General features: G+C 59.6%; 27 protein-coding genes. 13 read left to right on the forward strand and 14 right to left on the reverse strand.

What is annotated here, in order from left to right; genetic code table 11:
- Window positions 1–29: 29 nt before the first annotated feature.
- Window positions 30–962 (reverse strand): DUF808 domain-containing protein, encoded by a 933-nt coding sequence (locus AC4LFW_RS09785; protein WP_491818858.1) that lies wholly within the window; start codon window positions 960–962, stop codon window positions 30–32.
- 109 nt (window positions 963–1071) lie between these two features.
- Entirely contained in the window at window positions 1072–2076 is a 1005-nt protein-coding gene (locus AC4LFW_RS09790; RefSeq protein ID WP_491818859.1) for an AraC family transcriptional regulator, read from the reverse strand.
- 152 nt (window positions 2077–2228) lie between these two features.
- Here AC4LFW_RS09790 and AC4LFW_RS09795 point away from each other — a divergent pair, with 152 nt between their 5' ends.
- From AC4LFW_RS09795 to AC4LFW_RS09805, 3 genes are all read left to right on the forward strand, one after another.
- Window positions 2229–2546, forward strand: coding sequence for an Mpo1-like protein (locus AC4LFW_RS09795; RefSeq protein WP_491818860.1), 318 nt, complete (start codon window positions 2229–2231; stop codon window positions 2544–2546).
- A gap of 155 nt (window positions 2547–2701) precedes the next feature.
- Window positions 2702–4090: an adenylate/guanylate cyclase domain-containing protein gene (locus tag AC4LFW_RS09800; RefSeq protein ID WP_491818861.1), complete on the forward strand. Its 1389-nt coding sequence runs from the start codon at window positions 2702–2704 to the stop codon at window positions 4088–4090.
- Window positions 4091–4291: 201 nt separating this feature from the next.
- Window positions 4292–5200: a DMT family transporter gene (locus AC4LFW_RS09805; protein ID WP_491818862.1), complete on the forward strand. Its 909-nt coding sequence runs from the start codon at window positions 4292–4294 to the stop codon at window positions 5198–5200.
- A 113-nt stretch (window positions 5201–5313) separates the two neighbouring features.
- Here AC4LFW_RS09805 and AC4LFW_RS09810 read toward each other — a convergent pair whose 3' ends face one another.
- Window positions 5314–5598, reverse strand: coding sequence for an Rdx family protein (locus tag AC4LFW_RS09810; protein ID WP_491818863.1), 285 nt, complete (start codon window positions 5596–5598; stop codon window positions 5314–5316).
- Window positions 5599–5668: 70 nt separating this feature from the next.
- Between AC4LFW_RS09810 and AC4LFW_RS09815 the strand changes: the two genes are divergently transcribed.
- Window positions 5669–7849 carry a patatin-like phospholipase family protein gene (locus AC4LFW_RS09815; RefSeq protein WP_491818864.1) on the forward strand — a complete coding sequence of 727 codons (2181 nt, stop codon included), beginning with the start codon at window positions 5669–5671 and terminating at the stop codon, window positions 7847–7849.
- Window positions 7850–7883: 34 nt separating this feature from the next.
- On the opposite strand, the gene AC4LFW_RS09820 is transcribed toward AC4LFW_RS09815, so the two are convergent.
- The 3 genes from AC4LFW_RS09820 to recQ form a co-directional block, all read right to left on the reverse strand.
- Window positions 7884–9848 carry a FimV/HubP family polar landmark protein gene (locus tag AC4LFW_RS09820; protein WP_491818865.1) on the reverse strand — a complete coding sequence of 655 codons (1965 nt, stop codon included), beginning with the start codon at window positions 9846–9848 and terminating at the stop codon, window positions 7884–7886.
- Window positions 9849–10156: 308 nt separating this feature from the next.
- Window positions 10157–10594, reverse strand: coding sequence for a MarR family transcriptional regulator (locus tag AC4LFW_RS09825; RefSeq protein ID WP_491818866.1), 438 nt, complete (start codon window positions 10592–10594; stop codon window positions 10157–10159).
- A 165-nt stretch (window positions 10595–10759) separates the two neighbouring features.
- Window positions 10760–12883: a DNA helicase RecQ gene (gene recQ, locus AC4LFW_RS09830; RefSeq protein WP_491820195.1), complete on the reverse strand. Its 2124-nt coding sequence runs from the start codon at window positions 12881–12883 to the stop codon at window positions 10760–10762.
- Between the two features lie 240 nt (window positions 12884–13123).
- Between recQ and AC4LFW_RS09835 the strand changes: the two genes are divergently transcribed.
- Window positions 13124–13711, forward strand: coding sequence for a UPF0149 family protein (locus tag AC4LFW_RS09835; RefSeq protein ID WP_491818867.1), 588 nt, complete (start codon window positions 13124–13126; stop codon window positions 13709–13711).
- A gap of 16 nt (window positions 13712–13727) precedes the next feature.
- Window positions 13728–14129 carry a YbaN family protein gene (locus AC4LFW_RS09840; protein ID WP_491818868.1) on the forward strand — a complete coding sequence of 134 codons (402 nt, stop codon included), beginning with the start codon at window positions 13728–13730 and terminating at the stop codon, window positions 14127–14129.
- On the opposite strand, the gene AC4LFW_RS09845 is transcribed toward AC4LFW_RS09840, so the two are convergent.
- Window positions 14107–14724, reverse strand: coding sequence for a tRNA-uridine aminocarboxypropyltransferase (locus tag AC4LFW_RS09845; RefSeq protein ID WP_491818869.1), 618 nt, complete (start codon window positions 14722–14724; stop codon window positions 14107–14109). The two genes, AC4LFW_RS09840 and AC4LFW_RS09845, sit on opposite strands and share 23 nt — an antisense overlap.
- A gap of 92 nt (window positions 14725–14816) precedes the next feature.
- Here AC4LFW_RS09845 and AC4LFW_RS09850 point away from each other — a divergent pair, with 92 nt between their 5' ends.
- On the forward strand, window positions 14817–15488 hold the full coding sequence (locus AC4LFW_RS09850; RefSeq protein ID WP_491818870.1) for a glutathione S-transferase: 672 nt from the start codon (window positions 14817–14819) through the stop codon (window positions 15486–15488).
- Between the two features lie 23 nt (window positions 15489–15511).
- Here the strand turns inward: AC4LFW_RS09850 and AC4LFW_RS09855 are convergent, their stop codons facing one another.
- The 3 genes from AC4LFW_RS09855 to cysK all read right to left on the reverse strand — a co-directional run bounded on the left by AC4LFW_RS09855 (window position 15512) and on the right by cysK (window position 18659).
- Complete coding sequence (locus AC4LFW_RS09855) at window positions 15512–15637, reverse strand: PA1414 family protein (RefSeq protein ID WP_491818871.1); 126 nt, start codon at window positions 15635–15637, stop codon at window positions 15512–15514.
- 178 nt (window positions 15638–15815) lie between these two features.
- Window positions 15816–17537, reverse strand: a complete 1722-nt coding sequence (gene aceK, locus AC4LFW_RS09860; RefSeq protein ID WP_491818872.1) for a bifunctional isocitrate dehydrogenase kinase/phosphatase — start codon at window positions 17535–17537, stop codon at window positions 15816–15818.
- A gap of 147 nt (window positions 17538–17684) precedes the next feature.
- A complete protein-coding gene (cysK, locus tag AC4LFW_RS09865; protein ID WP_491818873.1) occupies window positions 17685–18659 on the reverse strand; it encodes a cysteine synthase A in 975 nt (324 codons plus the stop codon).
- A 134-nt stretch (window positions 18660–18793) separates the two neighbouring features.
- Between cysK and AC4LFW_RS09870 the strand changes: the two genes are divergently transcribed.
- The 5 genes from AC4LFW_RS09870 to AC4LFW_RS09890 all read left to right on the forward strand — a co-directional run bounded on the left by AC4LFW_RS09870 (window position 18794) and on the right by AC4LFW_RS09890 (window position 23083).
- A complete protein-coding gene (locus AC4LFW_RS09870) occupies window positions 18794–19870 on the forward strand; it encodes an AsmA family protein (RefSeq protein WP_491818874.1) in 1077 nt (358 codons plus the stop codon).
- Between the two features lie 138 nt (window positions 19871–20008).
- On the forward strand, window positions 20009–20854 hold the full coding sequence (locus tag AC4LFW_RS09875; protein WP_491818875.1) for an AAA family ATPase: 846 nt from the start codon (window positions 20009–20011) through the stop codon (window positions 20852–20854).
- 49 nt (window positions 20855–20903) lie between these two features.
- The gene (locus AC4LFW_RS09880; protein ID WP_491818876.1) at window positions 20904–21302 is read left to right on the forward strand and encodes a GFA family protein; all 399 of its coding nucleotides are present in this window, start codon (window positions 20904–20906) and stop codon (window positions 21300–21302) included.
- Between the two features lie 47 nt (window positions 21303–21349).
- Window positions 21350–22528, forward strand: coding sequence for a vWA domain-containing protein (locus tag AC4LFW_RS09885; protein ID WP_491818877.1), 1179 nt, complete (start codon window positions 21350–21352; stop codon window positions 22526–22528).
- A 36-nt stretch (window positions 22529–22564) separates the two neighbouring features.
- Window positions 22565–23083, forward strand: coding sequence for a hypothetical protein (locus AC4LFW_RS09890; protein WP_491818878.1), 519 nt, complete (start codon window positions 22565–22567; stop codon window positions 23081–23083).
- Here the strand turns inward: AC4LFW_RS09890 and AC4LFW_RS09895 are convergent.
- From AC4LFW_RS09895 to AC4LFW_RS09905, 3 genes are read right to left on the reverse strand one after another with little or no spacing between them, the layout of a single operon-like run.
- Complete coding sequence (locus AC4LFW_RS09895; RefSeq protein ID WP_491818879.1) at window positions 23058–23597, reverse strand: DUF2937 family protein; 540 nt, start codon at window positions 23595–23597, stop codon at window positions 23058–23060. The two genes, AC4LFW_RS09890 and AC4LFW_RS09895, sit on opposite strands and share 26 nt — an antisense overlap.
- Window positions 23597–24373, reverse strand: coding sequence for a class II glutamine amidotransferase (locus AC4LFW_RS09900; RefSeq protein WP_491818880.1), 777 nt, complete (start codon window positions 24371–24373; stop codon window positions 23597–23599). The genes AC4LFW_RS09895 and AC4LFW_RS09900 overlap by 1 nt, the downstream gene beginning before the upstream one ends.
- A 48-nt stretch (window positions 24374–24421) precedes the next feature.
- Window positions 24422–24889, reverse strand: a complete 468-nt coding sequence (locus AC4LFW_RS09905) for an MFS transporter (RefSeq protein ID WP_491818881.1) — start codon at window positions 24887–24889, stop codon at window positions 24422–24424.
- Between the two features lie 206 nt (window positions 24890–25095).
- Between AC4LFW_RS09905 and AC4LFW_RS09910 the strand changes: the two genes are divergently transcribed.
- Window positions 25096–25536: a universal stress protein gene (locus AC4LFW_RS09910; RefSeq protein WP_491818882.1), complete on the forward strand. Its 441-nt coding sequence runs from the start codon at window positions 25096–25098 to the stop codon at window positions 25534–25536.
- Between the two features lie 26 nt (window positions 25537–25562).
- Here AC4LFW_RS09910 and AC4LFW_RS09915 read toward each other — a convergent pair whose 3' ends face one another.
- Window positions 25563–26255 carry a DUF6901 family protein gene (locus tag AC4LFW_RS09915; RefSeq protein WP_491818883.1) on the reverse strand — a complete coding sequence of 231 codons (693 nt, stop codon included), beginning with the start codon at window positions 26253–26255 and terminating at the stop codon, window positions 25563–25565.
- Window positions 26256–26323 lie beyond the last annotated feature (68 nt).

Here is a 26323-nt window from a genome sequence, read left to right on the forward strand (position 1 = left end):
CTCCTCTGATGTCGTTAAAGCCAATGCGGTCAGGCGGCGTGGGAATTTTTACGCTTGAACAGGCGCCCGCCCAATTCGATCACTGCAAATACCAGACCGCCGGCCAGAATTCCGAAGATCGCATCCATCAAGGTCGGCATCAGCCCGGACAACACCGAACCGATGTAAGGCAAGGCTAGGGTATGTTCAGCACTGTTCTCTATGAAGTGGTGAACGGCCTTGAAACCGTGGGTCAGAATGCCGCCACCTACCATGAACATGGCAGCGGTACCGATGATCGACAGGGATTTCATCAGCCAGGGCGCAACCCTCAGGATCGCATGGCCAACGGTCTGGGCCGCGGTACTGGCTCGCTTGCTCAAGGCCAGGCCTGCATCGTCCAGTTTGACGATTCCGGCTACCAGGCCATAGACACCGATGGTCATGATGATGGCGATGCCAGCGAGTACCACTACCTGCTCGACAAAGGTCGCCTCGGCGACTGTTCCAAGGGTGATGGCGATGATCTCAGCCGACAGAATGAAGTCGGTGCGTACCGCCCCGCTGATCTTGTCCTTCTCGAACGCCACCATGTCTACGTTTTCATCAGCCAGTGCCGCGACCTGCTTTGCATGATGATCATCATCGCGATGCAGAAAGCGGTGGGCCAGTTTCTCGAAACCTTCGAAACAGAGAAATGCACCGCCGAGCATCAGCAACGGGGTGATGGCCCAGGGAATGAATGCGCTGATCAGCAGCGCAGCGGGTACGAGGATCAGCTTGTTGCGCAACGACCCCCTGGCGACCGCCCAGACTACTGGCAATTCGCGGTCCGCGTTAACACCGGTGACCTGCTGGGCATTCAGGGCGAGGTCGTCTCCCAGCACGCCAGCGGTTTTCTTGGCGGCGACTTTCGTCATCAGAGAAACGTCATCCAGTACCGACGCGATATCGTCGATCAGGGCAAGAAGGCTACTGGCCAATGCAGGTCATCCTCAGTTGTAGGGCAATATCGACGGTGCTGTCTGCGTGGTCGCCGTTATGTGTGGAAGTTAAGGCTCTGGTGGTGCGGCACAAGTTCCAGCATCGGACTCAGCGCTGGGCCCGGTACTCTCCCGGGGTCATCGAGAACCAGCGTTTGAATGCACGGTAGAAATTGCTGGGGTCGGCGAATCCCAGCAGATAGGCGATTTCGAGAAGGGCAAGATCCGCCCGCCCCAGGTATTGCTCGGCAAGCACCCGGCGCGTGTCGTCGAGGAGTTGCTGAAAGCTGGTGCCTTCCTCGTCGAGACGACGTTGCAGCGTTCGTTCGGACAGGTGCAGTAACTGCGCAACCGTCTCGCGTCGGGGCTCGCCCTGCGGCAGCAGACGGCATATGACCTGCCGCGCCTGATGCGTTACTCGGCTGCCTGAAAAGCGCGCCAGGTAGTCTCCGGCAAACCGATCATGCAACTGCGCGAGCTCGGCGTTGGCGGTGAGGAGCGGGATATCCATGTCGACATGGCTTATCAGCAGGCCGTGACACCTGGCATTGAAACGCAGGGGGGCTTGGAAAAGTGACTGATAGGGCTCGACATCAACAGGCGGCTCGCCCTGCAGATAAACCTCTACGGGCACCAATGGCTTGCCGGTCAACCATCGACCGAAAGCCAGTATGCTGCCCAGCGAACCTTCGGCGCTTTGCCGTGCAGGCGGCAACTGGTCTCCATGAATCGCCAATGTCAGCAGGTAGCCATCTTCGCTCGGCATCAACTGCACATCCGCCCCCTCGGCAATGATGCGCTGATAACGCACCAATCGCTGGAAGCTTTCCTTGAGAGTGCTGCTGGACATCAGTGCGTAGCCAACCACGTGCATTGCACCAGGACGCATCACCTTCGCCAGGTTCAAGCCAATCGCCGGGTTTCCGGTAATCACCACCGCACGCTGCCAAAGCCGAGTCATGTCGTCCTGGGCGAAACGAGCGTCAGGGTCACTCAGCGCGGCGTAATCGAGTCCCAGTTCAGCGAACAGGCTCCGGCAGTCGAGACCCTCCAGGTCAAGTGCCTGAACGATACCCGAGGCCCAGCTTGAAGAGGTGGTGCGTTCTGTCGTCAATCGTATGAGCTCAAATCAGGATGTGCATGGCGCACCCACAGTCTTAACCGCACGCTGCAGGTATACAAGGGCACCAGACTGGCACCTGCGGTCAGTGTCCCGTCGCGGCAGACGATCTAGACTGCAACAACCACAAGAAAAAAAGGTGCGGCATGAACACGCAAACCACCGAACGATTCAGAAGCTTTGCAGACTTTTATCCTTTCTATCTCGCCGAGCACAGCAACCGGACCTGCCGTCGTTTGCATTTCGTTGGCAGCCTCGTCGTCCTGGCCATACTCCTGTATGCGCTGAGCTCCCAACAATGGCTCTGGCTACTGGCAATGCCGCTGGCCGGGTACGGATTTGCCTGGGTAGGGCATTTCGTCTTCGAGAAAAATCGACCCGCTACCTTCCAGTACCCGCTCTACAGCTTTGTTGGCGACTGGGTAATGTTCAAGGACCTGCTGACGGGCAAGATTCGCCTCTGATTCAGCTGGAGTGGCGCTGCGGTCACGGATTGGACCGGTGGTTTGGCGCGACAGTGGCGATTTGGTTATGATCGCCCCGGGCAGCGCCGGCCGCTGCGCTGCCTCTCGCGCAGCGTTCGTCAGCCGCCGGACTCATTCAGGGATAGCAATCAAACATGTCAACCGTAACCGGTGAACGGCGTAACGGTCTTGCGACTCGTCCGCTTCGTGAGTATTACGCCCGGGTTCTTGCTTATCTGACCTGCGCCGCGACCCTGGCCGCCGGTGTCTATACCCAGCATTTCGCTATCGGTCTTCTGTGGATGGTGCCCTATTCGCTTCTCTATCCACATTTCGCCTATCACCTGAGCTACCGATTCAAGCGCGAGCATCCGGAGCGAACCTCGCAGATGCTGCTCAGCCTGGACGGGCTACATGCAGGTGCCGGTATCGTCCTGCTCAGTTTCAGCCTGGTACCCAGCCTGATGTTTCTGCTCACGCTCGGTTTCAGCGCGCTGGTCATCGGTAGCTTGCGCCACCTGCTGATCACAGTGTTGATGGTCGTGCTCGGTGTGGGACTGACGAGCCTGCTGGTGCCCCTGCACTTCGCCGGCGTGACCCCGGTACTGGTTTCTCTGGTCAGCATTCTCTTCACCACGCTGTACGTGTGCATCACTGCTTATTACGTCCATCAACAGGGCATCCGCCTGGCGCAGGCGCGCAGCGAAGTGGAGGCCGAACAGGCCAAGGCTGCGCGCCTGGCAAGAAACCTTGCCAAGTACCTGTCCCCGCAGGTATGGGAATCGATCTTTTCCGGCAAGCGCAGCGTCAGGCTGGAAACCCAGCGCAAGAAGCTCACGGTATTTTTCTCCGATATCAAGGGATTCACGGAGTTATCCGAAGAGCTGGAGGCCGAAGCCCTTACCGACCTGCTCAACAACTACCTCAACGAGATGTCCAAGATCACCCTCAAGTACGGCGGCACCATCGACAAGTTCGTGGGCGACTGTGTGATGGTGTTCTTTGGGGACCCGGCCAGCCAGGGGGCAAAAAAAGACGCGGTGGCAGCAGTGTCGATGGCCATCGCCATGCGCAAGCATATGAAGATCCTGCGTCAGCAATGGCGCGCCCAAGGCATCACCAAGCCGATGGAAATCCGCATGGGCATCAACACCGGGTACTGTACGGTCGGCAACTTCGGTGCCGATACCCGTATGGACTACACCATCATTGGTCGCGAAGTGAATCTGGCCAGCCGTTTGGAAAGCTCTGCCGAGGCAGGCGAAATCCTTATCTCCCATGAAACCTATTCGTTGGTGAAAGATGTAATCATGTGCCGGGACAAGGGTCAGATCACCGTAAAGGGATTCACCCGTCCAGTGCAGATCTACCAGGTTGTCGATTTCCGACGCGACCTCGGCGCCACCAACAGCTTCGTAGAGCACGAGCTGCCGGGCTTCTCGATGTACCTGGACACCAATGGTGTGCAGAACTTCGACAAGGAGCGCGTCATCCAGGCACTCAATCAGGCGGCGGACAAGCTACGCGACAAGGTCATCATGTAGCACAGGCGCCAGGCCAAGGCGCCTGCGCTATCGCTCAGCCCTTCAAGCAGGCGGCATCGCCAGGCAGCCGAGATCATTGTGCTGCTCATCCCGTCTCTTCTACTCACTGAATTCAATCCAGCCCATGCCGAGTCACCTACTCCGACAACTGCAGCACGGGCCGCAAGGCAATTCATTTCTTACGGCATCAGACTACCGACCATGACCCATCGCAACGCCTTGCTGGCGATCCACTTCGGCGCGCTGATGTTTGGCCTGTCCGGTGTATTCGGGAAGCTCGCCGAGAGCACTCCAGCCATCATTACCCTGGGCCGCGCCGGCTTTGCCGTCGTGGCGTTGCTGCTCGCTGTGCAGGTCCTGCGCAGCAGCGGCGCCAGACCTAGCATGCGCCAGCGTGCCGGTCTTTTGCTTGGCGGCCTGTTGCTCGGTGGTCATTGGCTGACATTCTTTCTCTCCGTGAAAATCGCAGGCGTCGGCATCGCCACGCTGGGCTTCGCCAGTTTTCCCGCGTTCACCGTGCTTCTGGAAGGGCTGTTGTTTCGCGAGCGTACCCGACCGGTGGAATTTGCCATGGTAGCGCTGGTCTGTTCCGGCCTGCTGCTGGTAACGCCAGCGTTCGATCTTGCCAGTCAGAGCACGCTGGGCTTGCTCTACGGCATCCTGTCGGGGCTCATGTTCGCCCTGCTCTCGCTGCTTAACCGTGCAGTCACCCGCGGGGTGGATCCGGTGCAGTCTGCGCTCTGGCAGAACGGCACCATCCTGCTGTGTCTCCTGCCGTTCACGTGGTCATCGCTGCCTGCCGTCCCGGCAACCGATTGGCTGTGGTTGGCGCTGTTAGGGGTGTTCTGTACCGGCGTCGCGCACAGCCTGTTCGTTGCCAGTCTGAAAGTACTGAAAGCACGTACCACCGCAGTGATCTTCGCGCTCGAGCCGGTGTATGGCATCGCGATCGCCTGGTGGCTGTTCAATGAGCAACCCACGCTGCGGATGCTGTTAGGCGGCGCCCTGATCATCCTTGCCTCGGTCATCACCAGCCGGCTGAAAACGCCGGCTGTGAAGAACGCTGGCTGTCCCATGGCAGACGCACCGCAGCCGCCAGGACAGCGCTGACACACCGGTCCGCCGCCCGGCCATTCAGTACATGGCGGCAACAACATCTTGCCGAGGCAATGATGCGAAACGAGCTGGTCTCAGACTGAAAGTCGTGCTATCCGCTCACGACTCTAACGCTTGTCGTTGTGCCCAAGATTCATTTGAGGATCGATCTGGTCACGCACACGCTGCTTCAAAGCCTTGGCCTCGGGAAAACCACCGTCCAGCTTGCGTTCCCAGATCTGCACACCGTCGCAGGTAATGTGGAAAGTCCCGCCCGTGGCAGGCACCAGCGAGACCCTGTCCAGGTCATCCGAAAAGGTCGAAAGCAGCTCCTGGGCCAGCCAGGCCGCACGCAGCATCCATTGGCATTGGGTGCAATAGGTGATGACGACTTCAGGCTTGGTATTGGCCATGTCTAAGCGCTCGGGTAGCGGGGGGGACGCCTATAATAGCGGCCGATTCGCAATCTCCGCTGGTGCAGTCATGTCCCGTATCGTTCTCTTGCTGATCCTGCTCCTGCCAACGGTAGGCTTCGCCGATACCCAGCCACGCACTGGGTTGGTGCTGTCTGGTGGCGCCGCACGAGGCCTCGCCCACATCGGCGTCCTGAAGGCACTCGAAGAACAGGGTGTGCAGATCGATGCCATTGCCGGCACCAGCATGGGCGCGGTTATCGGCGGTCTTTATGCAGCCGGTTACAGCGTTGCTGAACTCGAAAAGCTGGCGCTCGATCTCGACTGGCAGCAGGTGCTTTCCGATGACCCACCCCGTCAGGACATTCCTTTCCGGCGCAAGCAGGACGATCGAGACTTTCTCGTTAAACGCAAACTGAGCTTTCGCGACGACGGCAGCCTCGGCCTGCCCCTCGGCGTGATTCAGGGCCAGAACCTGGCGCTGCTGCTCGAACGGCTATTGGTTCATGCCAGCGACACGCGCGATTTCGACCGCCTGCCCATTCCGTTCCGTGCAGTCGCAACGGACATCGCCAACGACCAGAAAGTGATCTTTCGCAGTGGTCACCTGCCCCAGGCGATCCGCGCCAGCATGTCCATTCCGGCAGTTTTCGCACCGGTCGAGATCGACGGTCGGCTTCTGGTTGATGGCGGCATGGTGGACAACATTCCCATGGACGTCGCCCGCGACATGGGCGTGGACCAGCTCATCGTGGTTGACATCGGCACGCCGCTGCAGCCCCGGGAACAGCTCCTGACGGTGGTTGACGTACTCAACCAGTCGATCACGATGATGACCAGACGCAACTCAGAGGTGCAGCTGGCCACGCTGCGTCCTGAAGATCTGCTGATTCAGCCGATGCTGGCCGCCTTCGGCTCCACCGATTTTGATCGAGCCGACCAGCTGATCGATGCAGGCTACCGAGCCGCGCTTGCCCTGGAGGGCCGCCTGGCAGGCATGCGCAGCGAAAGCGGGGGCAACCTGGCCCTGAGCCTCGCTCGTGCGAGCGAACCGCGCACGCCACTGATCACAGCCGTACGCATCGAGAACGATTCGAAAGTGGGTGATGCGGTGATTCGCCGCCATATTCGCCAGCAGGCGGGCAAGCCGCTGGACCTTCAGGACCTGCAAAAGGACATGGGTACGCTGTACGGCCTGGATTACTTCGATCAGGTCGAATATCGCGTGATTCATGGCAAGGCTGGCAACACCCTGGTTATAACCACACGAGAAAAGCGCTCCGGGACAGACTACTTGCGGTTGGGCATCAATCTTTCTGATGATTTCCAGGGAGATAGCGCCTTCAACATCGGTGCAAGTTTTCGCAAGAACGGCATCAATGAACTCGGCGCCGAATGGCTGACCCGCCTGCAACTGGGGGATCGACAGGAGTTTTTCAGCGAGTTCTATCAGCCGCTGGATGCGGGCTCGCGCTGGTTCGTCGCGCCAAACCTGATTGCCGAAGCGCAGAACGTCGAAGCGGTGCTGGCCAATGACCCGGTCGCCGAATACCGCCTGCAGCGTTACGGCTATGGTCTCAATCTGGGTCGGCAGATCGCCAATAACGGCGAGATTCGCTTCGGTATTGGCCAGAGCTGGGGTGAAGCGAACATTCGCGTCGGTGACCGACAACTGCCTGACTTCAGCTTCGAAGAAGGTTACTACCAGCTTCAGTATTCGTTCGACACGCTCGACAACGTGGACTTTCCTCATGAAGGAGAGGATATCGCCTTGAGGTTGCGCCAGTACGATCCGGCACTGGGTTCGGACGACCGTTACCGGCAGTGGGAAATCAGCCTGGACAAGGCTATCAGTCAGGGCGTGAACACCTTCGTGGTGGGCGGTCGCTACGGACGCACCTTGAACGAAGCCGAAGTGGTAACTTCCAGCTTTCAGCTGGGGGGTGCGCGACAGCTTTCGGGTTTCCGGCAAGACGCCCTGTCAGGCCAGAACATCAGCCTGGCAAGAATGATCTATCTTCGCCAGATGACGCCTGGGTCTTTCCTGCCGCTGGACTTTCCGCTGTACATCGGTGCTTCGCTGGAGCGAGGACGCGCCTGGAACAAGGATAACGAGTTCGACAGTGGATACATCAATGCAGGCAGCGTGTTCATCGGCTACGAGACCCCGCTGGGTCCGCTGAATTTCAGCTACGGCCTGAACGATGAAGCCGAGCGTGCGCTGTATATGAATCTCGGGCGCAGCTTCTGACCGCCGCGTCCTCAGGATCGCGGCTACGGTGCCTTCAGGCGATCTGCGCGAGCAGCTCGTTGACCTGTTGCCGCTGCTGATCGTCGCCTTCGGTGGCGAGGCTTTCCAGGATGATGCAGGCACTGTCCATATCGCCCTGCTTGATATAGGCAACCGCCTGGTTCAGGCGTACCAGATGCTCCGGATTAGCCTCCAGCTTGCGCAGCTCGTCAGCTGAGCGCATCGACCCGAAGCTGTCGGCATCATCGAGCAGCGAAGGAAGTTCGTCGAGCGTCAACGTCTCATCGTCGAACCCATCCAGCCAGGGCTGCGAATCAACAGAACAGGTCGGCTCGGCTTCCACTGTCCTGCGCTGCACCGCTGCCGCGAGCGCCGAACCAGGCGAGACGGCGGTCGTATCCTCGCTCAGCACGAAGGTTACGTCTTGATCGTCCAGTGCGGATGCAGACGCACGATCTGCTGGCGTAACGGCGGCAGCCAGGGCCGGATGCAGGGCCAGTAACTGCCCCAGCTGGGCCTGATCACCACCCGCCTGGAGGTAGTCTTCAGCCGCGGCGCAATAGCGGCCCACGTCCCCCGACTCGGCGATCAGACCGAGCTGGCGCAAACGGATATCGAGTTGTGCTGGTGACCGCTCTATACCGCGCTGGAGCACATCCAGTGCCTCATCGCGGCGGCCATAGGTGAGGTAGATGTCTGCCGCTTCAAGCACATCGGTTTCACTGACGGAAGCGTGCGCAGGCTGGCGGGGCATCTCCATCGCCGGTGTCGAAGACACGGACGTTACGCCAGGGCTTACCTCGGCCAGGGAAACCGTCTCCGGCGGAGTCGGGCGAAGCTTTTTGCGCCAGCCAAGCCAGAGCCCCCCGAGCATGAGCGATGCCAGCACTCCGCCTCCCGGCAGCATCCAGTCCCGCCAGCTGGATGAAGAGCTGGTCTCGGTGCCGGACAAGAAGATTGCGGGCTGATCTGCCGGCGTCATGCTGCTACCTGTTGTGGCTGTTTGCTGCTGCGTTGGCGCGTCAGCTGGCGGAGCTATCGCTTGCGTACGGTTCTGTTCGATCAGCTGCGCAGTAACGGATTCGAGCTGCACGCGCATGTCGATCAGCATTTGCTTGAGTTGGCGGTTCTCCTCGCGGCTGGCAGCCAGCTCTTCGAATAACTGACGCCGCAGAAGTGCGACCTGGTCGTCCACAAGCGCTGGATCGGCAGGTTCGGGATCAGGCGCCGGCCGCTCCTGGACGGTGGACTCGGCCACCGGATCCACTTGCACAGGTTCGATTGCAACAGCGGCAACCCCTTCCGCCGTATCCGGCAGTAGAAGATTTACTCCAGCCTTGAGACGTGCTGGGTCCCCGCCTGCGAAGGCGTCGGAGTTCAACGCCAGGACGTCGCGCATGAATTGCGATTGAGAAGGCCCGCCATCGGTATAGGCTGCCGCAATAATCCAGAGGCTCTCACCGCTGGCAACTCGGTGGCGCCGGCCTTGAGAGGCTTGCGGCGTTGCAGCCTGCGGCGCAAAACGCGCCGGCTGCGCAGCTACTGGCAATGCCGAGGCTTGCTCGATTTCAGCCTGCCTGTTGCTGGCAACCTCAAGGGTCCCAGGCAGTGGATCAAGCAAAACGGTGTATTCGCGCAGCAGGCGGCTGTTCGCGCGGGTGATCTCCACCAGGAAGTTCAGATAAGGCTCGCGGACAGGCTGGCTGGAGGAGACGCGAATCCGACTGCGGTTACCTTCGATGACAGGCGTGAAGAGCAGGTCTTGAAGAAACGCCGGGCGCTCGACGCCTACCCTGGCGAAATCACTGCTCGAGGCCAGTACGATGCGGATGTCGTCTGCAGACAGATCGCCAACGTCGAGCAGGTCGATCTCGGCGCGCAAAGGCTGATTCAACGCCGATTGCAGCGAGATTTCGCCCATGCCCAACGCCGACACCATGCCCGAATAGATCAGCGAGCCGGAGGCTACCGTTAACAAGACTCGACGACCTAGTGCCATAGGACCTCCACTGGTGGCGCTCGGCGCATGTAGGCCCGCCCCTATACGATTGCTGGACTGTGATGCGGTTATCGACTGAAACAACAGAAAGTTGAACTCACTCGTCGACAGGCGCGATTAAGGCATTGTGCCACTACGGGCGATCTACGGCCTAGCGTTAAGACAGACGGCAGCCTGGCGTTGCCTGATCAGGCACCCGAGCAACAGCTACAACCAGCCAAAGCAGTGCAGGCAATGCCGTTCCTGTGCATAGCCGCAGGTAACTGGCTTGGTTTGGCGAGACGGCGGCCTGATCGGACGCAACGCTGTTAGCGCTTGAACTTGACCAGATTGGCGAGGATGCGAGCGTGCACTTGCTGGCACATACGCAGATCCTCATCGTCGATACCGTCGAACAGTTCCTGCCTAACCTGCGTAGAGATGGCCTCGATCTTCTGAATCAATGGACGCGCCGGGGCACCGAGTGTAATCAGCTTGGCTCGCCGGTCTTCCGGAGCTGCCTTGCGATGAACGAGGCCTTGCGCCTCGAGGCTATCCAGCAGCCGCGCCAGAGTAGGCCCCTCAACCGCCACACTCTGCGCCAGCTCACGCTGGGTAGGGTCATGATCGAAACGGGCAAGATGAAGCAGAACCAGCCACCGCGCCTGGGACAGGCCAAGGTCTGCCAGGCGGCGATCCAGCTCGGCACGCCAGCCACGCGAAAGTTGGGCCAACTGCATGGCGAAGCGGTGTTGGTCGGGGTACATGGAACGGTCTATCCGGAAATGCTAATAATTAGCGAGCTAACCACAGCTCCGGAATAGTGGCAAGGCTACCATCGTCCCTGTACGTAACCCTGTATTGCGGAACACCACCCTAGACGGCGTGGCGAACAAGCGCAGCGGCAATACGCCGCAGCCTCGGCGATGACGTCAGAGCTCGAATTCGGCCTGCAGGGACGCTCTGACGCAGAACAACACCGCTTCCGGCACTCGCCCGGCAAAGGACTGCGCGATAGCTGAAACAGGGGGCAATTCCCCTTCTCCGTCAAGGAAGGCTTCCTGGATTTCCGCAAGCAGGTCTTCCGGCAGATCGAGGGCCTGCTCCAGGCTGAGCTGCTGTTGACCGATCGCTTCGGCCAGCATGGCGTAGACGTTTTTTTCGCTGCAATCGAGTTGTCGCGAGATCTGCGCCGGTGTCATGCCGGCACGCGCCAGCGTGATCAGCTCGTGACGGATGTCGGCAGGCGACCTGGCCGCCGATGCCGATCCTTGCAGTACACCCAGAAACGCCTGGCCGTAACGTTCGAGCTTGCGCGCGCCAACGCCACTGATCATCGCCATGTCGCTGAGCGAACCTGGCTTGCTGCGCAACATTTCCAGCAATGTCGCATCGGGGAAGATCACATAGGGCGGCACACTGTGTTCTTCGGCCAGCTTGCGCCGCAAGGCGCGTAATGCCTCCCACGTCTCGCGCTCCTCACTGCGAACAAGCTGGCTGGCCGCGCTGGCGGCCGGCTTCGGCGCCTTGCTTGCGAGCTCGCGCCTTAACTCCAGCCTGACCTCGCCTCGCAATAGCGCTCGGCAGCTTTCACTGAGACGCAGCCCTCCGAAGCCCTCCAGATCGACATCAGCCAGACCGCGTGCCACCAGCTGACGAAACAGCGAACGCCAGTCGCTTTCGGTCAGCGCCTTGCCCACACCAAACACGGACAGATGCTGGTGGCCAAGGCTTCGGATTTTCTCGTTGTCACGCCCCAGCAGGATATCCACCAGATGGCCCACGCCATAACGCTGGCCGCTGCGGTAGATCGCCGACAATGCCTGACGCGCCGGCTCGGTGGCATCCCAGGTCTGCACACCATCGACGCAGTTGTCGCAATGACCGCAAGGCTTTGGCATCTGCTCGTCGAAGTAGGCCAGCAAGACCTGCCGACGGCAGCGCGTTTCCTCGCACAGCGAGAGCATGGCGTCGAGCTTGTGCTGCTCGACACGCTTATGACGCTCATCGCCTTCGGAGTTGTTGAGCATCTGCTTGAGGAAGATCACGTCCTGCAGCCCATAGGCCATCCAGGCATCGGCCGGTAGGCCATCACGGCCGGCACGCCCGGTTTCCTGATAGTAGGCTTCAAGCGATTTAGGCAGGTCCAGATGAGCGACGAAGCGAACATTGGGCTTGTCGATGCCCATGCCGAAGGCGATCGTCGCCACCATGATCAGCCCTTCCTCATTAAGGAACCGCTTCTGGTGAAATGCACGCAGGTCACTCGGCAGACCGGCATGATAAGGCAGTGCAGGAAAGCCCTGCTCGGTCAGAAAGGCCGCGATGTCATCAACCTTCTTGCGTGACATGCAGTAGATGATGCCCGCATCGCCACGGCGTTCGGCCAGGAAGGCCATCAGTTGCTTGCGCGGCTGCTCCTTGGGGACGATGCGGTAGTAGATATTCGGCCGATCGAAACTGGACAGGAAGCGCTGAGCCTGCTCCAGATGCAAGCGCTGGACGATCTCCTCGCGCGTCCGCTTGTCTGCGGTTGCCGTGAGGGCGAGGCGCGGCACATCCGAGAAGTACTCAGCCAACTGGCCGAGCTGGAGATACTCCGGACGGAAGTCATGGCCCCACTGGGAGACGCAATGGGCTTCATCGATGGCAAACAGGCTGATCTGCAGTCGTTGAAGAAAGGCCAGCATCCGGGGCTGCACCAACCGCTCCGGCGCCAGATAGAGCATCTTGATTTCGTTGCGCAGCAAGCGGTCGGCAATGTCGCGCTGCTGCTCAGGGCTCTGCGTCGAATTCAGGGCGACTGCGGCGATCCCGAGCTCCTCGAGCGTAGCGACCTGATCGTCCATGAGAGCAATCAGCGGCGACACCACCACCGCAAGCCCGTCACGCAATAGTCCCGGCACCTGGTAGCAGAGCGATTTGCCGCCGCCAGTGGGCATCAGTACCAAGGCATCGCCGCCGCTGGCCACGCGCTCGATGATCGCACCCTGGTTGCCACGAAAAGCGTCGTAGCCGAAAACATCTTTGAGAATGCGCTGTGCCTGGTCGAGCATGCCGGCCTCCGAAACAAGACGCGCGAGTATACGCGAGCCAGGCGCCTCGTTCAGACCGAAGTCGAGCATGACGCGATAACCGGATGAAGCCGGTCACGAGGAACTCTGCTGGCTTTTGCCTTTCTGTCCATGAGCCAGAACCGGAAAAGTTGCTGGGGCCAGGCGGCATGTCGCGCGCGGTAGCCTGCAACCCGCAGCTCGTCTAGAATCACTGCTGTTTCCCATCCAAGGTAGCCATCGATGTCATTCGCCGAGCAACTCGCCCGCCTGCAAGTGTTTCTGGATGCAGATGATCTGCATGAAGAGGCGCTGGATTACATCGCCGCGCACGGCTACCTGACAGCCCTGTGCATCTGCTCGGAGCAGGTCCCGGAACGTGAATGGATCGACGCCCTGTTCGCCGAGCCGCCCAAGTATGCCGATGACACCGAGCGAGACGCCATCGAGGCGACGCTGGTCCAACTCAAGGCACACATTGCGCGCCAGCTGGCCAGCGACGAAGACATGGAGCTTCCCTGCGAGCTGGACATGGGTGATGAGCCGGACGAGTCGGACCTACGTGGCTGGTGCATCGGTTTCATGGAAGGCGTCTTCATGCGTGAATCCGTCTGGTTCGAAGATGCTGAGGAAGAAGTCAGCGAATTGCTCTTGCCGATCATGGTCGGCTCGGGCTTGTTCGACGAGCAACCAGAGTTCATTGACATCGCCTCCGATCCCGATCTTGTGGATGAAATGGTTTCACAGATCCCTGAAATCCTTACTGCGCTGTACCTGATCTGCCACGCACCCGAGGAAAAACCGGCCCTGCTCAAGCCCCGCCGGCACTGACACCCGGATAGCCACCGTGGCACACCGCGATATCCCGACGTATCGCAACCCGGTGGCGCGCTATGCGCTACTGGTGCTTGGCTGGTTGAGCGTAACGCTTGGCGTCATTGGCATCTTTCTACCCGTGCTGCCAACCACTCCATTTCTTCTGCTCGCCGCCGCCTGCTTCGTCCGCAGCTCAAGGCGATTCTACGACTGGCTGGTGATGCACCCCCGGCTCGGCCCCTGGTTTCGCGATTACCTGGAGGGCAATGGCATTCCTCTCAAAGGCAAGGTGTACGCCATTACCACCATGTGGTTGAGCATTGCCGTGTCTTGCTGGCTGGTACCGATGTTCTGGGCCCGCATCGGAATGCTGACCAGTGCCACACTGGTTAGCCTGTATGTCCTCCGGCTCAAGACTCTTCCACCTCGCTGAGACCTACGTAGCGCTGGGAGACGTGGTTGCGCTGATAAGTGTCGGCGCCCATGGCATCGATCTGGCCCTCGATCAGTGCCTCGAACGGACGCAACAAGGCATCGAAACGCCCGGGGCCCTCAAGCATGTTCAACGCCGTGACGATTGCCTCAAGCGTAGACAGCGCACCAGGGGCCGGGGCCTTACGCAAGCGATAACGAGAGACGAGCCCCGCCGGTAGCGATACGCGTGGCAAAGTTGCCAGCCGAGGATTCATATGGAGCAGCTTGCGTGCCTTTCGCCAGGTTCCGTCGGGGACGACCAGCCGTAGCGGTGTGTCGCGGTCCGCCAGTCTTTCGATCGGCACGGCATCCTGCCCCGGAAACAGCAGATAGTTGTCGCAGCCATCATCGGGCAAGGAATCGAACGACTCGCCAACCAGCAACTCCGCCTGGCTCAGGCCCAGGGATACCAGCCGAGCGGTGTTGAGGGCATGAGCGGTTTCGCTGGGGTGCTGCAGGATCAGCACTTGCGTAACGCTCACAAGCGAGGGAATCAGCTCACACAGGCAGTGACTAACCGGACGCTGACAGCGGTGGCATCGCGGACGGGGCATGACTTCTCCTATGGCCTCTCACATCTGACAGAGCATGCAGGCGGCAGCAGGCTATGCTTGCCTACCCATCGATGCCCGGGAGGCATGTACCCATGATAACGGTTCACCATCTGGAGAAATCCCGCTCGCACCGCGTGCTCTGGCTGTTGGAGGAGCTTGACGTGCCCTACCAGATCAAGCGCTATGCCCGCGACCCGAAAACGATGCTGGCTCCGCCTGAGCTGAAGCAGGTGCATCCGCTGGGGAAATCGCCTGTCATTACCGATGGCGGCCTCACCTTGGCAGAGTCGGCAGCGATTCTTGAATATCTGGTCGGGAACTATGGTGACGGTCAACTGACACCAGCGGCCAGCTCCGCTGAATACCTTCGCTTTCGCTACTGGATGCACTATGCCGAAGGCTCAGCCATGCCACCACTGCTGCTCCGACTGGTATTCGACCGTGTTGCAAACGGGCCGATGCCTTTCTTCATCCGCCCCGTGGCGCGGGCAATAGCCAAAGGCGCCAACCAGGCATTCATCGGCCCGCAGCTGAAGCTCCATCTGGACTATATGGAAAACGAGCTCGGGAAATCATGCTGGTTCGCTGGAGACGATTTCAGCGTCGCGGACATTCAGATGAGTTTTCCCATCGAAGCAGCCCAATCAAGGGCAGGCCTAGACGCTAGCCGCCCCAATCTCACCGAGTTTTTGCAACGTATACGCAAAAGGCCCGCCTACCAGCGAGCGATTGAGAAAGGTGGTGTGGTGATGCCGGGGCGTTGAGAGTCAACGCCCGGCTCGCCGTGTCAGCGACGCTGGGCTGCCGACCTGTCTCGTTGCGCTTGCACCGGGATAGGCTGCAACTTCGGCGGTTCAACAAACCCAAGCGCCACTGCCAGATTCCAGCACACACTATCGAGCCATGCTTTCATGGTCTAACCCCTCCTACTTGATACGGGTCTTGGTGGAGCCATGGGACTTCGAGACCAGCATAACCCAACAACCGCAACATGACCGATGACAGGTGTTGCAGATTGTTCAGGCGTCGTGCCTTTCATCCGGCTCTATGGATAGCGACCCCGACAACCAGCCAGCGTTCGCCTGACGCGACTATCGGGATGCCGCAACCCTGCGACGATACGGAAAAACGTCAATCACCTTGCCGTCGCCGATTGCCTGCTGCAGACCTTTCCAGTAATTGGCGTCGTATAACTCGCCGTGGAGCTTGGCGAACAGCCGTCGTTGCTTTGGATCGGCAAACAGGAAACGTGGAAATTCTTCCGGAAAGACATCGTTCGGCCCGACTGAATACCAGGGCTCAGAGGCCATTTCATCTTCCGGGTATCGAGCTTCGGGGATGTAGCGGAAATTCACCTCCGTCAGGAAGCAGATCTCGTCGTAGTCGTAGAACACGACCCGACCGTGACGAGTGACCCCGAAGTTCTTCAGCAACATGTCGCCAGGGAAGATGTTGGCTGCAGCGAGCTGCTTGATCGCCAACCCGTAGTCTTCCAAGGCTTCCTCGACCTGCTGTTCGTTGGCATTTTCGACATAGATATTCAATGGCGTCATGCGCCGCTCGGTCCAGCAATGGCGCACCAATACCGTGTCGCCCTGCACCTCGACCGTGGACGGCGCGACTTCGAGCAGCTCCACGAGACATTCGGGCTCGAACTTCGACAACGGAAAACGGAAGTCGGCGAACTCCTGGGTATCGGCCATGCGCCCTACCCGGTCGACACTCTTCACCAGCCGGTACTTCTCGATCACCGTCGCGCGATTGACGTTTTTGGTGTGGGAAAAGCGATCCTTGATGATCTTGAACACCGTATTGAAACCAGGCAGCGTGAACACGCTCATGACCATGCCGCGCACGCCCGGGGCCATGATGAAGCGGTCGTCAGTGGTGGCCAGGTGAGTGATCAGGGCGCGATAGAACTCAGATTTTCCGTGCTTGTAGAAGCCGATCGAGGTGTAGAGCTCGGCAACGTGCTTACCGGGCATGATCTGCTTGAGAAAGCCGATGAACTCCGCCGGGATAGGTACCTCGACCATGAAATACGAGCGGGTGAACGAGAAGATGATGGAGACTTCCGCCTCGTCTGTAATCAAAGCGTCGGCAACCAGCCCTACACCCTCGCGGTGTAAAAGAGGGATCACCAGCGGCCACTGTTCATCCCGGGTGAAGATGCGCCCGACCAGATAGGCGCCCTTGTTGCGATAGAGCACCGAGGAAAACAACTCGACGATCAGCTCCGGGTCCCTGCACACCCAATCTGGCAGCGACACCTCAAGCTGCCCCTCCAGGCGCTCGAGATCGCCGGGCCTATCGGCGTAAGGCACATCGAGAGCAAAGTCCGTGAGAACCTGTTCAAGCACACCGCGCAAATCACCGCCGGGCTGGTAGCGCCGTGTCTGGGCCATCCGCTGGGCACGATTCGATGGCCGCGTGGTGTGGATGAACATGGTGCTGTCATTGATACAGTCGTGGCTGAACAACGTACAGAAGATCGAGTTGTACCAGGTTTCGGACAGCTCATCGTCGAAGCGCGGATTGATCAGCTCGATGTACTCGGCCTTGATCCGCGGCCAGCGCTCTACATCGATCAGCACGCTGGGTTCGAAGGCTGCGCGCAAAACCGCAGCGGTCTCACCCACCTTTTCTTCGTACAGGTTGATTCTTGCAGCCGATGCGCGCTGTGCCTCCTGCCATTGCGCCTTTTCGAAACGCGACCTGGCGCCTTCGGTTATCAGCCTGAACTGCTCGCGATAATCGTCGAACCCCAGGAGGATCTGTCTGGCAATCTCGACATCTGGCGAATGCTGCGCCATGTGGTTGCTCTCGCTGCGTGAAAAGCGCCGAGCCTATCCAGAGGTACGGCTCAATGAAAGCTGGCCAGGTTCCTTGATCGCTCAGGCCTGGCTGCGTGCATAGCCATTGCGCCAGAGCCGCCATCGCGGCCCAGCGCGGCGCTTGGCTTACTGCTGCAACTCCTGCTCACCGAACATATCGGAGAACAGCATGGACGACAGATAGCGCTCGCCAGAATCGGGCAGGATCACGACGATGTTCTTGCCCTGCATTTCCGGTTTCTCAGCCAGTCGTACAGCCGCGGCCATTGCCGCACCGCAGGAAATACCGCAGAGGATGCCTTCCTCGCGCATCAGGCGCAGCGCCATCGCTTTCGACTCATCGTCGTCGACACGCTCGACCCGGTCGACGATCGACAGATCCAGATTCTTCGGAACGAAGCCGGCTCCTATGCCCTGAATCTTGTGCGGGCTGGGTTTGACCTCCTCACCCGCCAGGGTCTGGCTGATAACAGGCGAGCTGACCGGCTCCACCGCGACGCTCAGAATCTGTTTGCCCTTGGTGTTCTTGATATAGCGCGACACGCCGGTAATGGTGCCGCCGGTGCCGACACCAGCGACCAGTACGTCTATTCCCCCGTCAGTGTCATTCCAGATTTCCGGACCCGTGGTTTTCTCATGAATCGCGGGATTGGACGGGTTCTCGAACTGCTGTGGCATGAAGTAAATGCCAGGATCCGATGCCGCAATTTCAGCCGCCTTCTCGATCGCGCCCTTCATCCCTTTGGCCGGCTCGGTAAGTACCAGCTCTGCACCCAGAGCCTTCAACACCTTTCGGCGCTCCAGGCTCATAGAGGCCGGCATGGTCAGCAACAGCTTGTAACCACGGGCTGCCGCTACGAAGGCGAGGCCAATACCGGTATTGCCGGAGGTTGGCTCGACCAGGGTCATGCCCGGCTTGAGCCGACCGCTCTCTTCAGCGTCCCAGATCATTGCCGCGCCTATCCGGCATTTGACCGAGTAGGCCGGATTGCGCCCCTCGATCTTGGCCATGATGGTGACGCCCTTGGGCCCCAGTCGATTGATCATGACCAGCGGCGTATTGCCGATGGTCTGCGCGTTGTCAGCAAAGATGCGGCTCATGACGATGTCCTGCGTGAAAAAAACAGACCATGAGCCTAAGCGCAGTCTTGTGCCTCGTCCAGCCGAACTCATGGCGGCCAGCCAAGGTCCATCCAGAATCAAGCTGCCCACCTCCCTCGACCCGTCAGGCCCAGATGAAAACACGTTATCGACTTCCGCTCGGCATCCTCCTCTCGCTCGCCTTGCTGCTGCTCGTGCTCCATCTTGCGCTGCCGTATCTAGTACTGAACTACCTGAACGGCAAGCTTGCCGACATGGGCGACTACCGCGGACATATCGAAGACGTGGATCTAGCCTGGTGGCGTGGCGCCTACCGAGCGGACGATCTGATCATTGAAAAAAAGAACGAGCGAGTCCAGGCGCCGCTGTTTACCGCAAACGCCATAGACATCGGCCTGAGCTGGCGAGCGCTGTGGAAGGACCAGGCACTGGTCGGTGAAATCGTGCTGGAACAGCCCCACCTGAATTTTGTAGACGGCAACGAGGAAAACGATTCCCAGACCGGGGATGGGGTCGACTGGCGGGACCGTGTCAACGACCTGATGCCTTTCACCCTTAATGAGCTCAGGATTGTCGACGGCCAGGTTTCCTTTCGCAATTTTCAGGCTGATCCACCGGTGCATGTCTATGCCAATGCGATCAATGCAAGCCTCTTCAACCTGACCAACACGGCGGATCAGGAGCAAGGTCGCGTGGCACGGTTCAATGGCAGGGCAAAAATGTTCAACCAGGCGCCAATCGAAGCCACTGCCCGGTTCGATCCCTACACCGACTGGGAGGATTTCCAGTTCAGCCTGCGCCTGACCGGACTGGACCTGACCAAGCTGAACGACTTTGCCAGTGCATATGGAAATTTCGACTTCGCAGCTGGGACTGGTGACCTGGTGGTGGAAGCCGAGGCGAATAACAGCCAACTGGACGGCTATATAAAGCCACTGTTGCGCAACGTTGAAGTATTCAACTTTGAACAGGACGTCGAAAACGACGACAAGGGTTTCTTCCGCGGGATCTGGGAAGCGGTTGTTGGCGGCGGCGAGGAAGTGCTGCAGAACCAGAGCAAGGACCAGTTCGCCACGCGGGTCGAACTGTCCGGCAGCACCAAGAACGCTGATGTCAGCCCGTTTCAGGCGTTTGTCGCTATCCTGCGCAACGCCTTCGTCGAAGCCTTCTCCGCGCGTTTCGAACGGTCCCTTGCCGATGATGCTGACTGAGGACGTCGCCGCGAGCAGCGGCCATTCAGTGACTGAATGATCCGCTCACGTTCACACTGGAACGCCCATCACTTATAGTCGGCGGTCTCAAATCCACATGAAGCGCCTGCGTGCCAGGCCCGACCCAAGGAAACCCCGATGAAGTTCGAAGGCACCCAGTCCTACGTCGCTACTGATGATCTCAAGCTTGCCGTGAATGCCGCCATCACCCTGGAACGTCCGCTCCTCGTGAAAGGCGAACCCGGTACCGGAAAGACCATGCTGGCCGAGCAGCTGGCCGAATCGTTCGGCGCGCGGCTGATCACCTGGCACATCAAGTCGACCACCAAGGCGCATCAGGGTTTGTATGAGTACGATGCGGTGAGTCGGCTGCGCGACTCGCAGTTGGATTCCGACCGTGTCCACGATGTGCGCAACTACATCAAGAAGGGCAAGCTGTGGGAGGCGTTCGAATCCGAAGAGCGCGTCATCCTGCTGATCGACGAGATCGACAAGGCCGACATCGAGTTCCCGAACGACCTGCTGCAAGAACTCGACAAGATGGAGTTCTACGTTTACGAAACGGACGAGACCATCAAGGCCAAGCAGCGACCGATCATCATCATCACCTCGAACAATGAAAAAGAACTGCCTGACGCCTTCCTGCGTCGCTGCTTCTTCCACTACATCGCGTTCCCCGATCGTGACACGCTGCAGCGGATCGTTGACGTGCACTACCCCAGTATCAAGAAGGATCTGGTGGCCGAAGCGCTCGATGTGTTCTTTGATGTACGTAAGGTGCCAGGGCTGAAGAAGAAACCGTCCACCAGCGAACTGGTCGACTGGCTGAAGCTGCTGATGGCCGACAACATTGGCGAAGCCGTCCTGCGCGAGCGCGACCCTACCCGCGCAATCCCGCCGCTGGCTGGCGCGCTTGTGAAAAACGAGCAGGACGTGCAGTTGCTTGAACGTCTGGCGTTCATGAGTCGTCGCGCCAGCCGTTGACCGCGTCGGTTCAAGGGAACCGGACGCCTCACTTACTGGAGGAAGATCCATGCAAACGCATACCGGTAGTTGCCTCTGCGGCGTCGTTCGCTATCGCATTGACGCGCCAATCAACGAGCTGACCCATTGCCACTGCAAAATGTGTCGCAAGACCCACGGCGCGGCCTTTGCCACTTATGCAGGCGTTCCGCTGGACGCGTTTCACTTTCTCTCTGGCAAGGACCAGTTGGGCGTCTATCACTCGTCAGAACACGTGACCCGGACGTTCTGCATCCGTTGCGGCTCCAATCTGCAATTCGTCGACAATCGCGAGCACGAGCTGGGTGTTGCGGCCGGTACGCTCGATTCACCCCTTCCCGCCCCACCGCAGGAACATATTTACGTGAACTCCAAAGCGGACTGGTACGAGATCCGCGACGGTCTGCCCACGCACGACGAAGACCGCTGACCACTCTTACAAAGGTGCCGCCACGAAGGCACGCTTGAGGTTCTGCCATGCTGCTTGGCCTGTTCAATGAGATGCGCGCCGCGAAGGTTCCGGTATCGGTGCGCGAACTGCTCGACCTTATCAACGCGTTGAAACACAACGTCGTGTTCGCCGACATGGATGAGTTCTACTACCTGTCGCGAGCGATTCTGGTAAAGGACGAGCGGCACTTCGACAAATTCGATCGCGCCTTCGGCGCCTACTTCAAGGGCCTGGAAAATCTAGATCAGCACATCGAGGCGTTGATTCCGGAAGAGTGGCTACGCAAGGAGTTCGAGCGTTCGCTGAGCGACGAGGAGCGCGCAAAGATCCAGTCGCTGGGCGGCCTGGACAAGCTGATCGAAGAATTCAAGAAGCGGCTGGAAGAACAGAAAGGCAAACACGCCGGTGGTAACAAGTGGATCGGCACAGGCGGCACCAGCCCGTTCGGTTCCGGTGGCTACAACCCCGAGGGCATCCGTGTCGGTGACGCCGGCAAACGTCAGGGCAAAGCTGTCAAGGTCTGGGACCAGCGCGAGTACAAGAACCTCGACGATCAGGTGGAACTGGGCACACGCAACATCAAGGTCGCCCTGCGCCGCCTGCGCAAATTCGCTCGCCAGGGAGCGCAGGACGAACTGGACCTGGACGGCACCATCGACCATACCGCCAAGGACGGCGGCCTGCTGAATATCCAGATGCGACCTGAGCGTCGCAACGCCGTGAAACTGCTCATCCTGTTCGACATCGGCGGCTCGATGGACGCGCATGTGAAAGTCTGCGAAGAGCTGTTCTCTGCCTGTAAAACCGAGTTCAAGCATCTGGAGTACTTCTACTTCCACAACTTCATCTACGAGTCAGTGTGGAAGAACAACTTCCGCCGCACGTCCGAGCGCACCTCGACGCTGGATCTGCTGCACAAGTACGGCGCCGACTACAAGGTGGTGTTCGTTGGCGACGCCGCCATGGCGCCCTACGAGATCACCCAGCCAGGCGGCAGCGTCGAGCACTGGAACGAGGAAGCAGGCTACGTCTGGATGCAGCGCTTCATGGAAAAGTACAAGAAGCTCATTTGGATCAACCCCTACCCGAAGGATACCTGGGGCTATACCTCATCTACCGGCATCGTCCGGGAGCTCGTTGAAGACCACATGTACCCGCTGACTTTGAGCGGGCTGGAAGAAGGGATGAAGTTCCTGTCGAAATAGGCCGTTTCCGGCTAACCGCTGCAAGGATGCATATAAATGAGACAGCGCTGGGTGATTGCCGCAGTAACCGGACTCACGGCACTCGTCGCGGTTAGCGATCTCCGTTTGGTTCTAGCGGTGCTGCGGTCTGGCCTCTATAGCTGGGCCGCAGCCCCGTGGCATGCATTCTTACTGGGCAATGGAGGAATTTTTCCTGCCCTGTGGAAAATGACGTTCTCGATGACATTGCTGGCGTGGTGGTCAGGCGCACTGCTGGTGCCGGCGCACCGCCCGTGGCTACGAATTGCCAATGTGATTTTTGGCGGCTGGCAGCTCGCTCAAGTCACGTTGATATGGCTCGGGGTAATCGGCGTGCTGCTGCAGGCTGCCGACATGCCTGCGACCCTGGGAAATGTGAGGCTGATTGTGAGAGGGACCGATCTGCTCTGGATGATCCCTCTGACGCTGTGTCTGCCTGCCCTTCAGCTAGGTCTGGGTGAGTGGGTATACCGCCTGAGTGCGCGAGTAGTGCGGATTCAGGCAGCCCAGACTACCGCTTCGGTGGAAGCGGGCTAGACCTGCGCCGCCGGCGTCGGTACCGCTGAGGAAACAGTGCCCGACTCAGCACCAGGAAGATGCCCTCGATGACAAACGCCAGCATTAACGCACAGCAAATACCCCAGGCTATCGCCTCGGGGGCCAGCAAGACCTGGAAGCGGTAGCTGCTCCACACCTGACGTCGCAGGTCCCGATCCGCACCGATCACCACATGCCAGGCCCGGGCATACCAGGGGCCCTGCATGATTCGCCACTCACAGTCCAGCAACCTGGCACGTTCGACCAGCGCGGAAACACTGCGCGCATCGCTCTGGATGACCGGATCCTCACTGGCGCGGTAATGCTCAACCAGAGCGTTAAGATCGCCCTCGAAAAATCGCCCGGCAGTGTCCTGGAACCCGGTTAGCCCCTGCTGGGCTTCGGCGCGACGCGCTTCGATGTGGTTCACGTAGGCCTGGATAAAACCCGGCACCTGGACTCCGACCAGCAATCCCAGGGCGAACAAGGTGAGGCGAAGATAACTTCTCAGCATCAGGCCACCTGCCCTCGCGCGACGCAATCGCCCAGCCGCCACAGCGTCCACTCGCCAGGCTGGTGAATGTCCCATTGCTCATTGTCGGTCAGTGGCTCTGTTGCCAGCACGGTTACCACGTCGTTCGGCGTGGTCTCGGCGTTGAAGTCGACGGTCAGTTCGGCATCCTTCAACTGAGCCGGACCGAAAGGTGCGCGGCGGGTAATCTGCGCCAGCTTGGTCGAGCAAAAGCTGAACAACCATTCACCATTGCTAAGAAGGCAATTGAACACACCCTGGGCACGGTAACCAGCACAGGCGTCGAGCAGATGGGGCAACAGATCTTCGCCGTCTACCCGCTCGGGAAAATGGCTGCGTATGCGGCTGAGCAAATCGCAGAACGCCGCTTCGCTATCCGTATCCCCGACCGCACGATAGAAGCCTCGCCTGGGGGCGAAGTCGGCCAGCTGCCCGTTATGAGCAAAGCACCAGTGCTGGCCCCACAGTTCGCGAACGAAAGGATGGGTGTTGACCAACGCTACCTTGCCGACATTGGCGTGACGAATATGACCGATCACTACGTGGCTCTTGATCAGATAGTGCTGGACCATCTTCGCCACTTCAGACTCACAGCTCGCAACAGGGTCCTGGAACAGACGCAAACCGCGGCCTTCGTAGAAAGCGATGCCCCAACCATCCTTGTGCGGCCCCGTCCGGCCGCCGCGCTGCATGAGCCCGGTGAAGCTGAAGTGGATATCGGTGGGTACGTTGGCACTCATGCCGAGCAGTTCACACATGCGCTTCTCCCGCTAGGTCCCGCTGCATCTGGGCTGCGAAGATTCGATTCAGAGTCTGGGCTCGGTCCGGGTCTGGTAACGACTGTCCGAGCGGTAGCCTTGATTCCCGTCGTCTTCAAGCCGCTCACGCAGAGTACGCGAGTCGTCATGGCTGGCCGAATCTACGCGGCGCTGCTGCAAGCGACGCTCGATCGGCCAGCGTATAGCGACGAATAACCCATACAAGGCGAAGGCGATCAGCCCATAGAGCGCCAGGTCAGCCACCGCGCGCCAGGCATTGCTGCCCACCTTGAACAGGACATCGAGCGCCGTAATGGCGATCGCTGGAGCAAACAGCTCCTTCGCAGGATCGACGATCGTCGGGGTCAGCAGCAGCACGGCCATGACCAACCGCAACGGCTCGCGCAACCACCGCCACATCGAGCGGGTCATGCGAAACCAGACCAGGAGACAACCCAGCGCGGCGACACCATAGGCCGACCAGGCAAGCAGATAATCGTTGGCAAACAGGAACATGGCAGTCTCGAGACGGGCCGGATGAATGACCCGGCTTTGACGCCGAGCATGATAACAGCCGAGAACACCGGCACGGCTATTCAGGTGACGTAATACGCGCTGGCCTTAGTGCGGCCAACGCCGTATAAACGCTGAAAAAAAGCCCCGCAACCCAGATTGCGTGCCGAGAAGCCATACTTGTTGCAACCGACATCAGGAGATTCACCATGACCTACCAGCATATTCTGGTCGCTACCGACCTGAACGAAGAATGCCATCCGGTCGTAGCGCGCGCCCAGGCATTGGCAACCGCCAACGGTGCAAAACTGGCGCTTGTCCATGTCATCGAACCCATGGCGATGGCCTTTGGTGGAGATGTGCCAATGGATCTATCGATGCTCCAGCAACAGCAGTTCGATCAGGCCCGCGAACGTCTGGCGGTATTCGCTGATCGCTATCCAGGCCTGACGGCCGAGCAACGGCACCTGGCCTATGGGCAACCACGCCAGGAAATACACCGGCTGGCCAAAGAGCAAGGTTGCGACCTGGTGGTTGTCGGCAGCCACGGCCGCCATGGCCTTGCGCTGCTATTGGGTTCCACTGCCAACGACATCCTGCACGGCGCACCCTGTGATGTGCTCGCGGTACGCCTGAAGAAAGCCGAATAAGTGATACCGGGCCTGGGCCTGCTGGCTCAGGCTGTTTCGACATCCTCACCGGCACTCATGACCATGGGCCGGATCTTCTGCAGCTGGGTTTCCAATGAATAGGTCAGGCTGGAAGCCATGGAGAAGAAGGTCAGAAAAGCCTTCAGATTGGAATCTCCCTGACAGGTGTCGTGAATGCGCTGCCAGAATGCCTGATTGACCAGCTGCAACTCCTGGAACGACCTTACCAATCCTCGCAACTCCCAATCGGCATGTCGTCCTTCGCGCAGGTTGAAATACTGTCGCGCCAGGTAGAGCGACACCGCGCGTAGCACGAACTCCTGATTGCTGGCGAATGGCAAATGCTGGTGGGCCATGGGCTTGAGCCGGCCAAGCACAGGGCAGGCACTGGTGGCCATGATGAGGCCGAGAAGTGCCCGCAGCCCCTCCTCCAACCCCACCAGCTTGTTGTATTCCCGCTCCGGTGTACGCACGCGCACCTGCGCCTTGCGAACGGCTGGCAACCCCTGGAAATCTTCGATGACCTGGTGCAGGTCAACGGCGGCCGGACAATGGCTGAACTCGTCGCGGCTCAACGGACAGTTATTGCACTTCTGATGGTCCAGGCGCGTCCATTTCGGCGCCTGCCGTGCGGCCTCGTGATCAAAGGCTCGGTCCGGCTCGATCCTGTAGCTGAACTCGTGCTCATCATCGAGGATGATGCGGTATTCGATTGCCATCTATGCTCCGTCCAGTGCAACAGCCCTGCAGGGTTTCAAGTAAAGTCAGGCACGCACCGCAGGTGGCG

This window comes from Stutzerimonas sp. C6.4V (genome assembly GCF_058536345.1).

Excerpts from the sequence above, each read along its gene's own strand:
- AC4LFW_RS09820 (WP_491818865.1), bottom strand. The coding sequence starts at position 9,848 with ATGGCACTAGGTCGTCGAGTCTTGTTAACGGTAGCCTCCGGCTCGCTG.
- AC4LFW_RS09810 (WP_491818863.1), bottom strand. The coding sequence starts at position 5,598 with ATGGCCAATACCAAGCCTGAAGTCGTCATCACCTATTGCACCCAATGC.
- AC4LFW_RS09915 (WP_491818883.1), bottom strand. The coding sequence starts at position 26,255 with ATGGCAATCGAATACCGCATCATCCTCGATGATGAGCACGAGTTCAGC.
- AC4LFW_RS09875 (WP_491818875.1), top strand. The coding sequence starts at position 20,009 with ATGAAGTTCGAAGGCACCCAGTCCTACGTCGCTACTGATGATCTCAAG.
- AC4LFW_RS09825 (WP_491818866.1), bottom strand. The coding sequence starts at position 10,594 with ATGTACCCCGACCAACACCGCTTCGCCATGCAGTTGGCCCAACTTTCG.
- AC4LFW_RS09880 (WP_491818876.1), top strand. The coding sequence starts at position 20,904 with ATGCAAACGCATACCGGTAGTTGCCTCTGCGGCGTCGTTCGCTATCGC.
- AC4LFW_RS09805 (WP_491818862.1), top strand. The coding sequence starts at position 4,292 with ATGACCCATCGCAACGCCTTGCTGGCGATCCACTTCGGCGCGCTGATG.
- AC4LFW_RS09885 (WP_491818877.1), top strand. The coding sequence starts at position 21,350 with ATGCTGCTTGGCCTGTTCAATGAGATGCGCGCCGCGAAGGTTCCGGTA.
- recQ (WP_491820195.1), bottom strand. The coding sequence starts at position 12,883 with ATGCTCGACCAGGCACAGCGCATTCTCAAAGATGTTTTCGGCTACGAC.
- AC4LFW_RS09845 (WP_491818869.1), bottom strand. The coding sequence starts at position 14,724 with ATGCCCCGTCCGCGATGCCACCGCTGTCAGCGTCCGGTTAGTCACTGC.
- aceK (WP_491818872.1), bottom strand. The coding sequence starts at position 17,537 with ATGGCGCAGCATTCGCCAGATGTCGAGATTGCCAGACAGATCCTCCTG.
- AC4LFW_RS09800 (WP_491818861.1), top strand. The coding sequence starts at position 2,702 with ATGTCAACCGTAACCGGTGAACGGCGTAACGGTCTTGCGACTCGTCCG.
- AC4LFW_RS09895 (WP_491818879.1), bottom strand. The coding sequence starts at position 23,597 with ATGCTGAGAAGTTATCTTCGCCTCACCTTGTTCGCCCTGGGATTGCTG.
- cysK (WP_491818873.1), bottom strand. The coding sequence starts at position 18,659 with ATGAGCCGCATCTTTGCTGACAACGCGCAGACCATCGGCAATACGCCG.
- AC4LFW_RS09815 (WP_491818864.1), top strand. The coding sequence starts at position 5,669 with ATGTCCCGTATCGTTCTCTTGCTGATCCTGCTCCTGCCAACGGTAGGC.
- AC4LFW_RS09910 (WP_491818882.1), top strand. The coding sequence starts at position 25,096 with ATGACCTACCAGCATATTCTGGTCGCTACCGACCTGAACGAAGAATGC.
- AC4LFW_RS09905 (WP_491818881.1), bottom strand. The coding sequence starts at position 24,889 with ATGTTCCTGTTTGCCAACGATTATCTGCTTGCCTGGTCGGCCTATGGT.
- AC4LFW_RS09900 (WP_491818880.1), bottom strand. The coding sequence starts at position 24,373 with ATGTGTGAACTGCTCGGCATGAGTGCCAACGTACCCACCGATATCCAC.
- AC4LFW_RS09870 (WP_491818874.1), top strand. The coding sequence starts at position 18,794 with ATGAAAACACGTTATCGACTTCCGCTCGGCATCCTCCTCTCGCTCGCC.
- AC4LFW_RS09795 (WP_491818860.1), top strand. The coding sequence starts at position 2,229 with ATGAACACGCAAACCACCGAACGATTCAGAAGCTTTGCAGACTTTTAT.
- AC4LFW_RS09835 (WP_491818867.1), top strand. The coding sequence starts at position 13,124 with ATGTCATTCGCCGAGCAACTCGCCCGCCTGCAAGTGTTTCTGGATGCA.
- AC4LFW_RS09890 (WP_491818878.1), top strand. The coding sequence starts at position 22,565 with ATGAGACAGCGCTGGGTGATTGCCGCAGTAACCGGACTCACGGCACTC.
- AC4LFW_RS09850 (WP_491818870.1), top strand. The coding sequence starts at position 14,817 with ATGATAACGGTTCACCATCTGGAGAAATCCCGCTCGCACCGCGTGCTC.
- AC4LFW_RS09855 (WP_491818871.1), bottom strand. The coding sequence starts at position 15,637 with ATGAAAGCATGGCTCGATAGTGTGTGCTGGAATCTGGCAGTGGCGCTT.